The sequence below is a fragment of the Kitasatospora sp. NPDC093558 genome (assembly GCF_040683475.1).
In the GTDB taxonomy this organism is placed as follows: Bacteria; Actinomycetota; Actinomycetes; order Streptomycetales; family Streptomycetaceae; genus Kitasatospora.
This window is the reverse complement of sequence record NZ_JBFBDY010000317.1, coordinates 1-7,449: the sequence shown is the minus strand read 5'-3', so window position 1 is coordinate 7,449 and position 7,449 is coordinate 1. Positions and strand designations below refer to the sequence as shown.

The 7,449-nt window shown below is 71.7% G+C and carries 4 protein-coding genes; all 4 read left to right on the top strand.

Going from position 1 to position 7,449, the window contains the following annotated elements; genetic code table 11:
- The first annotated feature begins 4 nt into the window (after nucleotides 1–4).
- The 4 genes from glgB to pyk all read left to right on the top strand — a co-directional run bounded on the left by glgB (nucleotide 5) and on the right by pyk (nucleotide 7,396).
- On the top strand, nucleotides 5–2,161 hold the full coding sequence (glgB, locus tag AB0O00_RS24920) for a 1,4-alpha-glucan branching protein GlgB (RefSeq protein ID WP_363655260.1): 2,157 nt from the start codon (nucleotides 5–7) through the stop codon (nucleotides 2,159–2,161).
- A 286-nt stretch (nucleotides 2,162–2,447) separates the two neighbouring features.
- Nucleotides 2,448–4,577, top strand: coding sequence for a phosphate acetyltransferase (pta, locus tag AB0O00_RS24915; protein ID WP_363655258.1), 2,130 nt, complete (start codon nucleotides 2,448–2,450; stop codon nucleotides 4,575–4,577).
- A gap of 73 nt (nucleotides 4,578–4,650) precedes the next feature.
- The gene (locus tag AB0O00_RS24910; protein ID WP_363655256.1) at nucleotides 4,651–5,874 is read left to right on the top strand and encodes an acetate kinase; all 1,224 of its coding nucleotides are present in this window, start codon (nucleotides 4,651–4,653) and stop codon (nucleotides 5,872–5,874) included.
- Nucleotides 5,875–5,968: 94 nt separating this feature from the next.
- Nucleotides 5,969–7,396 carry a pyruvate kinase gene (gene pyk / locus AB0O00_RS24905; RefSeq protein WP_363655254.1) on the top strand — a complete coding sequence of 476 codons (1,428 nt, stop codon included), beginning with the start codon at nucleotides 5,969–5,971 and terminating at the stop codon, nucleotides 7,394–7,396.
- Nucleotides 7,397–7,449: the final 53 nt, after the last annotated feature.

Below are 7,449 nucleotides of genomic sequence, written 5' to 3'. Positions count from 1 at the left end.
CGAGGTGGACCGGCTGGTCGGCGGGCAGCACCACGACCCGCACGCGCTGCTCGGCGCGCACCCCGTGCACGGCGGCACCGCGATCCGGGTGCTGCGGCCGCTCGCCGAGCGGGTCGTCGTCGAGACCGCCCAAGGCCCGGCCGAACTCACCCACCAGCAGGGCGGGTTGTTCACCGGCCTGCTCGCCGGCGGCGAACCGCCGCGCTACCGGCTGCTGGTGACCTACCCGGGCGGCGAGCCGCTCGTCCAGCAGGACGGCTACCGCACCCCGCCCACCCTCGGCGAGCTCGACCTGCACCTCATCTCCGAGGGCCGGCACGAGCAGCTGTGGCAGGTCCTCGGCTCGCACGTGCGCACGGTGGACGGCGTGGCCGGCACCGCGTTCGCCGTGTGGGCGCCGAACGCCGCCGGGGTGCGGCTGATCGGCGACTTCAACCACTGGGACGGCACCGGGCACCCGATGCGCTCGCTCGGCTCCTCCGGCGTGTGGGAGCTGTTCGTCCCCGGGCTGGCCGAGGGCACCACGTACAAGTACGAGATCCACACCCGGCAGGGCTGGGTCCTCGACAAGGCCGACCCGCTGGCCCGCGCCGCCCAGTGCCCGCCCGGCACCGCGTCCGTCGTCACCTCCTCCGCGTACCGCTGGGGGGACGGCGAGTGGATGGCCCGCCGGGCGCGCGCCGCACACCACCGGGCGCCGATGTCGGTGTACGAGCTGCACCTGCCGTCCTGGCGCCCCGACCTCACCAGCTACCGCGCGATCGCCGAGGAACTGCCCGGCTACCTCAAGGAGTTGAACTTCACCCACGTGGAGTTCATGCCGGTCATGGAGCACCCCTTCGGCGGGTCCTGGGGCTACCAGGTGTCCGGCTACTACGCGCCCACCGCCCGCCTCGGCAGCCCGGACGACTTCCGGCACCTCGTCGACACCCTGCACCGGCACGGGATCGGCGTGATCGTCGACTGGGTGCCCGCGCACTTCCCCAAGGACGCATTCGCCCTCGCCCGCTTCGACGGCGAGCCGCTCTACGAGCCCGCCGACCCGCTGCGCGCCGAACACCCCGACTGGGGCACGCTGGAGTTCGACTACGGGCGCACGGAGGTGCGCAACTTCCTCGTCGCCAACGCGGTCTACTGGTGCGAGGAATTCCACATCGACGGCCTGCGGGTGGACGCCGTCGCCTCGATGCTCTACCTCGACTACTCCCGCGAGGGCGGCGCCTGGACGCCCAACCAGTTCGGCGGACGGGAGAACCTCGACGCCGCCTCCTTCCTCCAGGAGATGAACGCGACCGTCTACCGGCGCTGCCCGGGTGTCGTGACGATCGCCGAGGAGTCGACCGCCTGGGACGGCGTGACCCGCCCCACCGACAGCGGCGGCCTCGGCTTCGGGCTGAAGTGGAACATGGGCTGGATGCACGACTCGCTGGTCTACATGTCCAAGGAGCCGGTCCACCGCAGGTACCACCACAACGAGATCACCTTCTCGATGGTGTACGCCTACTCCGAGAACTACGTCCTGCCGATCTCCCACGACGAGGTCGTGCACGGCAAGCAGGCGCTCGTCTCCAAGATGCCCGGCGACTGGTGGCAGCAGCGCGCCAACCACCGCGCCTACCTGGGCTTCATGTGGTCCCACCCTGGCAAGCAACTCCTCTTCATGGGACAGGAGTTCGCCCAGGGCGCGGAGTGGGACCACGAGACCGGACCGCAGTGGTGGGTGCTCGACGAGCAGTGGCCGGCCCACCGCGACCACCACGGCGTGCGCCGCCTCGTCCGCGACCTCAACCGCCGCTACCTCGACACCCCCGCTCTCTGGGAGCTCGACACCTCCCCCGACGGCTTCCGCTGGCTCGACGGCGGCTCCGCCGACGACAACCTGCTCTCCTACGTCCGCCACGCCGCCGACGGCTCGCCCCTCGTCGCCGTGTGCAACTTCTCCCCCGTCGTCCGCCACGGCCACCGCGTCGGCCTGCCCGCCCTCGACGGCCGCGACCAGCTGTGGGAGGAGGTCCTCAACACCGACGACGAGGCCTACGGCGGCAGCGGCATCGGCAACTCGACCCCGATCAAGGCCGACCCCGCCGAATGGAACGGCCAGCCCCGCTCCGCCGACCTGATCCTCCCCCCACTCGCCACCATCTGGCTCCGCCCGGCCTGATCCGAAAGACACGCCCTGGGCTCCCCGCCTGAGACTGATCGTCAGCAGGCGGGGGGCTTGCTCGTGTGGGAGTGGACGTTACTGGGGTGGGTCTACCTGCTGGTACCCATCGCCGGCTGGGCGGCGCTCGCCCGCACCCGGGTGGCCGGGGTGGCCGGGGCGGACTTCTACGGGTGACCTTCGTCCCTTGCCGCTGCACGGGTTCTCTGCTCGCGGACGCCCGTTCGCAGTGCGAAGGTATGGTCGATATGACCACTTTCCGAGGCGACGGGACGGAGAAGACCACGTGGCGCGCAGCGTGTACGTGACCGGGATCGACCGGGGGGACGGGCGGCAGGCCGTCGAGCTCGGGGTCATGGAGCTGCTCACCCGGCAGGTGGACCGGGTCGGGGTGTTCCGGCCGCTGGTGCACGCGCACGCGCCCGGGGAGTCGGGGTCGGACCACGTGGTCGAACTGCTGCGCGGCCGGTACCGGATCGACCTGCCCGCCACCGACCTGTACGGACTGACGTACGAGGAGGCCGCCGCCCTCCAGGCCGCGCAGGGGCAGGACGAGCTGGTGTCGGCCCTCGTCGACCGGTTCCGGGCGGTGGAGCGGCGCTGCGAGGCCGTCCTGGTGCTCGGCACCGACTTCGCGGACACCAACATCCCGGACGAGCTGGCCTTCAACGCTCGCCTCGCGAACGAGTTCGGCGCCGCCGTGCTGCCGGTGCTCGGCGGGCAGGGCAAGGAGGCGGAGGCCGTGATCGCCGAGGTCCGCAACGCCCACCGGGCGTACACCGACCTCGGCTGCGCGACCCTCGCGATGATCGCCAACCGGGTCGCCCCCGCGTTCAAGCAGCGGATCCAGCGCAGGCTCACCGAGAAGCTGCCGGTCCCCGCCTACGTCATCCCGGAGGAGCCGGCGCTCGCCGCGCCGACCGTCGCCCAGCTGGTCGAGGCGACCGGCGCCGAGGTGCTGCTCGGGGACGCGGCCGGGCTCGCCCGGGACGTCCGCGGCTTCGTCTTCGGCGGCGCCATGCTGCCGACCTTCCTCGACGCGCTGACCGACGGCGCCCTCGTCGTCACCCCCGGGGACCGCGCCGACCTGGTCATCGGCTCGCTCGCCGCGCACGCCGCCGGCGCCCCGCCGATCGCCGGCGTGCTGCTGACGCTCGGCCAGCACCCCGGCCCGAACGTGATGGCGCTGGCCGCCCGGCTCGCCCCCGGCACCCCGGTCGCGGTCGTCCCCGAGGGCAGCTGGCCGACCGCCGCCACCCTGACCCACCTGGAGGGCAAGCTCAGCGCGGCCAGCCCCCGGAAGGCCGAGATCGCCCTCGGCCTGTTCGAACTGCACGTCGACACCGCCGAGTTGACCAACCGGATCGAGGTCGGCCGGTCCGAGCGAGTCACCCCGATGATGTTCGAGCACGAGCTCCTGGAGCGCGCCCGGGCCGACCGCCGGCACGTCGTCCTGCCCGAGGGCACCGAGGAGCGCGTGCTGCGCGCGGCCGAGATCCTGCTGCGCCGCAACATCTGCGACCTCACCCTCCTCGGCGACGCCGACGCGGTGCGCCGCAAGGCCGCGAGCCTCGGCATCGCCATCCCGCAGGAACAGTCCGGTGCCGACCGCGCCCAGCTGCGGATCGTCGACCCGACCACCAGCCCGCTGCGCCGCCAGTTCGCCGAGCTGTACGCGCGGCTGCGCGCCCACAAGGGCATGACCGTCGAGCTCGCGCTGGACGTCGTCACCGACGTCTCCTACTTCGGCACCCTGATGGTCCAGGAGGGCATCGCCGACGGCATGGTCTCCGGCGCGGTGCACTCCACCGCCGCCACCATCCGGCCCGCCTTCGAGGTCATCAAGACCTCGCCGGGCGCGGCCATCGTGTCGAGCGTCTTCTTCATGTGCCTGGCCGACAAGGTCCTCGTGTACGGCGACTGCGCCGTCAACCCGGACCCGGACGCCCAGCAGCTGGCCGACATCGCGATCCAGGCCGCCGCCACCGCCGCCCAGTTCGGCGTGGAGCCGCGGGTCGCGATGCTCTCGTACTCGACCGGCACCTCCGGCTCGGGCGCGGACGTCGACAAGGTCCGCAAGGCCACCGAGCTCGTCCGCGAGCTGCGCCCGGACATCCTCGTCGAGGGCCCGATCCAGTACGACGCCGCGGTGGACGCGCACGTCGCGGCCACCAAGCTGCCGGGCTCCGACGTGGCCGGCCGGGCGTCCGTGCTGATCTTCCCGGACCTCAACACCGGCAACAACACCTACAAGGCCGTGCAGCGCTCGGCGGGCGCGGTCGCCGTCGGCCCGGTCCTCCAGGGCCTGCGCAAGCCCGTCAACGACCTCTCGCGCGGGGCGCTGGTGCAGGACATCGTCAACACCGTCGCGATCACCGCCATCCAGTCCCAGGACCGCAAGGAGCCGCAGGCGTGAGCGAGCGAAGCGAGCGAACAATCAACAGGTGCGTGTTTCGCGAAGCGACCGCCGAGCGCAGCGAGGTGGCCGCATGAGTGAAGGAACGCGCGTTCTCGTGCTGAACGCCGGCTCCTCGTCGGTCAAGTACCAGCTGATCGACATGCTCGACGGCGCCCGGCTCGCCTCCGGGCTGGTCGAGCGGATCGGCGAGCCGAGCGGCCGGCTCGTCCACACCCCGCGCTCCGGGGAGAAGCGGGAGGCGGTCCAGAGCTTCCCCGACCACTCCGCCGCGCTCAAGGCCGTCGCCGAGGAGCTGGCCGCCGACGGCGTCGGGCTGGACTCCCCCGAGCTCGCCGCGATCGGCCACCGCGTCGTGCACGGCGGCAAGCGGTTCACCGAGCCGACCGTGATCACCGACGAGGTGCTGCGGGAGATCCGCCGGCTGATCCCCGTCGCACCGCTGCACAACCCGGCCAACATCACCGGCATCGAGGTGGCCCGCGCGCTGCGCCCCGACCTGCCGCAGGTGGCCGTCTTCGACACCGCCTTCCACGCCTCGATGCCCGAACCGGCCGCCCGGTACGCGATCGACAAGGCCGTCGCGGACGAGCACCGGGTGCGCCGCTACGGCTTCCACGGCACCTCGCACCAGTACGTCTCGCGGGCCACCGCCCGGCTGCTCGGCAAGGACCCGGCCGAGGTGAACGTCATCGTGCTGCACCTGGGCAACGGCGCCTCCGCCTCGGCGGTCGCCGGCGGCCGGTGCGTGGACACCTCGATGGGCCTGACCCCGCTGGAGGGCCTGGTCATGGGCACCCGTTCGGGTGACATCGACGCGGGCGTGGTGTTCCACCTGCACCGGGTCGGCGGGCTGTCGATCGACGAGATCGACGACCTGCTCAACCGCCGCAGCGGCCTGCGCGGCCTGTGCGGGGACAACGACATGCGCGAGATCATGCGCCGCGCGGACGAGGGCGACGCGGACGCGAAGCTCGCGTTCGACTCCTACGTCCACCGGCTCCGCAAGTACATCGGCGGTTACTACGCTGTGCTCGGCCGGGTGGACGCGATCGCGTTCACCGCGGGCGTCGGCGAGAACGCCGCGCCGGTGCGCGCGGCGGCCACGGCGGGGCTGGAGGAACTCGGCATCGCGGTGGACCCCGAGCTGAACTCCGTGCGTTCCGGCGAGCCCAGGATCATCTCGCCGCAGTACGCCCGGGTGGCCGTCGCGGTGGTGCCGACCGACGAGGAGCTGGAGATCGCCCGGCAGGCCTTCGCCCTGGTCCATCAGCAGCAGGAGGCGTCCGCGGACTGACACTCCGTCGTCTCGCTCCGCGGAATCCTTCGTCGGCGATTCCGCACGTTTCGTGCCGAATGCGCCCATAACACGAACGGATAGACTGACCCATATGCGCCGAGCGAAAATTGTCTGCACCCTGGGTCCGGCGACGGACTCCTACGAACAGCTGAAGGCCATCGTCGAGGCGGGCATGAACGTCGCCCGACTGAACATGAGCCACGGCACCCACGCGGACCACGAGGAGCGGTACCGAAAGGTCCGCCAGGTCTCGGAGGACACCGGCAAGGCCATCGGCGTCCTGGCCGACCTCCAGGGTCCCAAGATCCGTCTGGCGACCTTCGCCAACGGCCCGGTGACCGTCGACAACGGCGACGAGTTCACCATCACCACCGAGGACGTCCCCGGTGACCAGCACATCTGCGGCACCACCTACAAGGGCCTGCCCGGCGACGTGAAGCCCGGCGACCCGATCCTGATCAACGACGGCGTCATCGCCCTGGAGGTCGTCAGCGTCGACGGCCCGCGGGTGAAGACCGTGGTGGTCGAGGGCGGCGTGCTCTCGAACAACAAGGGCATCAACCTGCCCGGCGCGGCCGTGAACGTGCCCGCCCTGTCCGAGAAGGACAAGGACGACCTGCGCTTCGCGCTCCGCCTGGGCGTCGACATGATCGCCCTGTCCTTCGTCCGCAACGCGGACGACATCAAGGACGTCCACGAGGTCATGGACGAGGTCGGCATCCGCGTGCCGGTCATCGCCAAGATCGAGAAGCCGCAGGCCGTCGAGGCCATGGAGGAGATCGTCCTCGCCTTCGACGCCATCATGGTCGCCCGCGGCGACCTGGCCGTGGAGTACCCGCTGGAGCGGGTGCCGCTGGTCCAGAAGCGCCTGATCACGCTGGCGCGCCGCAACGCCAAGCCGGTCATCGTCGCCACCCAGATGATGGAGTCGATGATCCACGCCTCGCGCCCGACCCGCGCCGAGGTCTCCGACGTCGCCAACGCCATCCTGGACGGCGCCGACGCGGTCATGCTGTCGGCCGAGTCGAGCGTCGGGAAGTACCCGGTCGAGACCGTCCGCACCATGAGCCGGATCTGCGAGAAGGCCGAGGAGGAGCTCGTCGGCCAGGGCCTCCAGCCGCTCAACCCGGGCCGCAAGCCGCGCACCCAGGGCGGCTCCGTCGCCCGCGCCGCGTGCGAGCTGGGCGACTTCCTGAACGGCAAGGCGCTGATCGCGTTCACCAAGTCGGGCGACACCGCGCGCCGGCTGTCCCGCTACCGCTCGCCGATCCCGGTGATCGCGTTCACCCCGGACTCGGCCACCCGCAACCAGCTCTCGCTGAGCTGGGGCGTCGAGTCGTACGTCACCGAGCAGGTGGCCACCACCGACGCGATGGTCGCGCAGGTCGACCGCGAGCTGCTGAAGATGGGCGAGCTGTCCGAGGGCGACACCGTGATCGTCACCGCCGGCGTCCCCGTCGGCATCCCCGGCACCACCAACATGGTGCAGGTGCACCGCCTGGGCTCGCACGGCGAGTAGTCCCGCCCGAGCGCCGGTACAACGCCCGTGGGGCGGCTCCTCCCGAACGGGAG